Origin of the sequence: Ligilactobacillus sp. (assembly GCF_036846325.1) — a bacterium.
Classification (GTDB): Bacteria; Bacillota; Bacilli; order Lactobacillales; family Lactobacillaceae; genus Ligilactobacillus.
This window is the reverse complement of sequence record NZ_DAIUCE010000141.1, coordinates 1-3,381: the sequence shown is the minus strand read 5'-3', so window position 1 is coordinate 3,381 and position 3,381 is coordinate 1. Positions and strand designations below refer to the sequence as shown.

Genomic DNA, 3,381 nt, shown 5'->3' with positions numbered 1-3,381 from the left:
AAAGAAGGTCTGACTGTTCCTGCTGATGATTACTTGTTCCACGTTTGAGCCACTTATAGTATGCATCTCTGGTTATACCGGCTGTTCTGCACAGTTCACTGATATCGGGAGCCGGAATTTACGGGCTCATAACCGCTGCTTCTCACACCTTGCCGTAATCCTGCCTTGTCGCCCTGACTGGGCAGGCGATTCTCAGCACTGCATTTAAAAAAACAAGGTTTTCATGTCTCAAAACTGAAAGAATGCCGGACAAGATCAGTCGGCCTGCACCCTCCTTTGTTCGGCATTTCGTTCAATTCAAATGTGAAAAAGGAGTTTTTTTGTGTTCGTAAAATTTATGAAAATCTGCGGTGTCGGAGAAGGCAGGAGCGACTGCAGCTTTGATTCTGGTAAACCGCATTGTCCGATTGACATTAATGCAGGCATATAGTATACTTGTCAGCGTTCATCGGAGGGTGACTTGTTCATTTTGGAAACAACAGCTGGATAAGATGACAGACTGAAACGTCTGTTTTCTTGTCCGGCTTTTTTTTATGACTGGAGGAATAGTTAATGGAAGAATCATCTTTTACAGACGGAAAAATCCTGCAGCCGCTGCTTTCGTTTGCACTGCCCGTCTTGCTGGCGCTTTTTCTGCAGGCCATGTACGGTGCAATTGACCTGATGATTGTCGGTAAGTTCGCGTCATCGGCAGATGTTTCGGCGGTGTCCACCGGATCGCAGATTATGGCGACGCTGACAAGTCTGGTCAGCAGCTTTGCGATGGGGACGACCATCCTGCTTGGACAGCAGATTGGCGGCGGAAAAAGAGCAGAGGGAGGCAGGACTGTCGGAACCGCAGTCCTGATGTTTACGGCAATTGCCGTATTCATGTCACTTGCCCTGCTGATTTTTGCACCTCAGGTCGGCAGAATCATGAACGCTCCTGCAGAGGCGTTTGAACAGACGGTTGACTACATCAGAATCTGCGGCAGCGGAATGCTGGTGATTGTAGCTTATAATCTCATCGGCTGCATCTTCAGGGGAATCGGGGATTCCAGGACTCCGCTGATTACGGTCGCAATTGCCAGCATCTTCAACGTTGCCGGTGACATGATCCTATGTGCGGGATTTCAGATGGGAGCGAAGGGAGCGGCAGTCGCCACTGTATTTGCCCAGATCATGAGCGTGATTATTTCCCTGTGGATCATTAAGGGAAGGAAGCTTCCGTTTGACTTTTGCAGGGAGGATCTCAGAATCTGCAGGAAGCACCTGCGCAAAATGATTGGCTTCGGAGCCCCGATTGCACTGCAGGATCTGCTCGTCAGCATTTCGTTTCTGATAATTCTTGCAATCGTGAACGGCATGGGCGTCGTCGCATCAGCCGGAGTCGGCGTGGCTGAAAAGGTCTGCGCATTCATCATGTTGATTTCCTCGGCATTCATGCAGTCGATTTCAGCCTTCGTGGCTCAGAACTTCGGTGCGGGAAGGATGGACCGCGCAAGGAAGGCATTGCATTACGGGACTGCGGTTTCCTTTGCCATCGGCATTGTCATGTTTGCAGTCACGTTTTTCCACGGCAATGTCCTGGCGGGAATTTTTTCTTCCGACGGAAAAGTCGTGCAGGCGGCCTTTGAGTATCTCAAGGCCTATGCCATCGACTGCCTGTTTACGGCAGTCTTCTTTTGCTACACCGGATTCTACAATGGAATCGGCAGGACGAGATTCGTCATGCTTCAGGGAATTCTCGGGGCCTTCATGGTCAGAGTGCCGGTTTCCTATCTGATGAGTCTCGAAGCTCATCCTTCATTGTTTCATATCGGGCTTGCAACGCCGATGTCATCTGTTTTGCAGCTTGTTCTGTGCGTTTCGTTCATGTTCATCCTGAAGAAAAGGAAGGCATTGTAGATTTTATTCTGATCAATTCTGTCAAATGCAGTGAGAGAATCCGGAAACCATCCACGGACAGGGGGATTGTTTTCTGATGTCTGAAAAGAGGGCCTTTTCTGCAGCAGATCCGCTGCAGATGAGACCCTCTTTAAATGTTATTTTCTGATGAATCTGTCATCTGATTCCGGAATCCCGTCGTCATCGACGTAGCGTTCCACTTTCATGTGCAAATCGTACTTGTCCCTTAATTCCGCAATTTTTGACATCATCGGAGAGGCGTGGTGACGGTCGATGGAAGCCTGATCCTTCCAGCTGTCAATCAGCAGAACCGTCTGACAGTCGTCAACCGGAACGAAGTATTCATAGCGCAGATTGCCCGGCACTTTGCGAATCCTGTCAACCGTTCCGCTGTCAACCATTTCCCTGACGAATTTCAGGGCCGAATCGCCCGTTCCTGTATAGTAAATATTGACTGTAATACTCATGAATCAACCTCGCAATCTAAGTTTCACCATAATTATAAGAATTCCCGGCAGTACAATCAAGAGACTTTTTTCGTAAGGGAAAATCAGACTGGAAAGACATTATCTTTTTTGCTATACTTGCGCTGTCTTTAAAATTGGGGAAATTTTAAATTTGGAGGAATTTTGACGTGGATGATGATAAAGGATACAGCCGTGAAGAATGTCTGCAGATGTATGACGGCAATCGTGCCGACATACGGAACGTTAACAATGACATTAACAAGCTTCGCAGAAATTGCAAGGTGTTTGGATTTCCGATTTTTTATGAATTGTGCAAGAAAGTCTTCAAGAGTTTTTGGACAATTCCGAGATTTGTCAGGAGATTCACGAAGGACAAAGGCTTTGTTTTAAGAGTCTTGATGCCGCTGATTGCCGGACCGCTTTCGGTAATCATGTTGATTCAGTTGTTGGCATATCTTGCTCAGATAATAGTTTATTATGCTTTTTATTATCTGGTATTGGGCAACTATTTGGTGCTTAACGTTTTGTTTGGCAGCGATTTAGGAACTACGAAGCGTTTCGTTGAGTTGTACGCCTCTGCATTTGGCATAATAACGGCACCGTTCAAAAATGTGATCGGCTCGGATATGCTGGCGTCTGCACTGGCTTCCTTGGCAATTCTGGTTGTTTTTGGACTAATTAAGCGCGCAATTGTCAGTCTGATTCTCGACAAAAAAGAATTAAAGTATGCCAAGAGGCTTGCTGAACTGGAAGAAGAGCGCAAGCAGATTGAAGCTGCCTTGAAATCCAAAAATTTGGAAGCTGAACAAGCGGACAAAATCAGCACAGAGGAGTACTTGGCGAACAAGAAAACGATTCTTTCAATCGACATTAATCAAAAAGTCGTGCCGAACGGCAAGGAAAAGCTGGTTTTGCTGAAAGACATCAGATTTGACATCAAGCAGGGCTCGCTCGTTGCGGTTTTAGGAGCAACAGGTGCCGGAAAATCAACGTTGGTGAACTGTTTGAACGGAATGGACGTTTCAGG

General features: G+C 46.9%; 3 protein-coding genes. 2 read left to right on the top strand and 1 reads right to left on the bottom strand.

The window, feature by feature from the left end; translation table 11 throughout:
* Window positions 1-552 precede the first annotated feature (552 nt).
* On the top strand, window positions 553-1,887 hold the full coding sequence (locus V7Z60_RS09390) for an MATE family efflux transporter (RefSeq protein WP_334117553.1): 1,335 nt from the start codon (window positions 553-555) through the stop codon (window positions 1,885-1,887).
* Window positions 1,888-2,024: 137 nt separating this feature from the next.
* Here the strand turns inward: V7Z60_RS09390 and V7Z60_RS09385 are convergent, their stop codons facing one another.
* Entirely contained in the window at window positions 2,025-2,354 is a 330-nt protein-coding gene (locus V7Z60_RS09385; RefSeq protein ID WP_334117552.1) for a putative quinol monooxygenase, read from the bottom strand.
* A 167-nt stretch (window positions 2,355-2,521) separates the two neighbouring features.
* Here V7Z60_RS09385 and V7Z60_RS09380 point away from each other — a divergent pair.
* A partial coding sequence (locus V7Z60_RS09380; protein WP_334117551.1) for an ATP-binding cassette domain-containing protein occupies window positions 2,522-3,381 on the top strand: 860 nt, incomplete at its 3' end.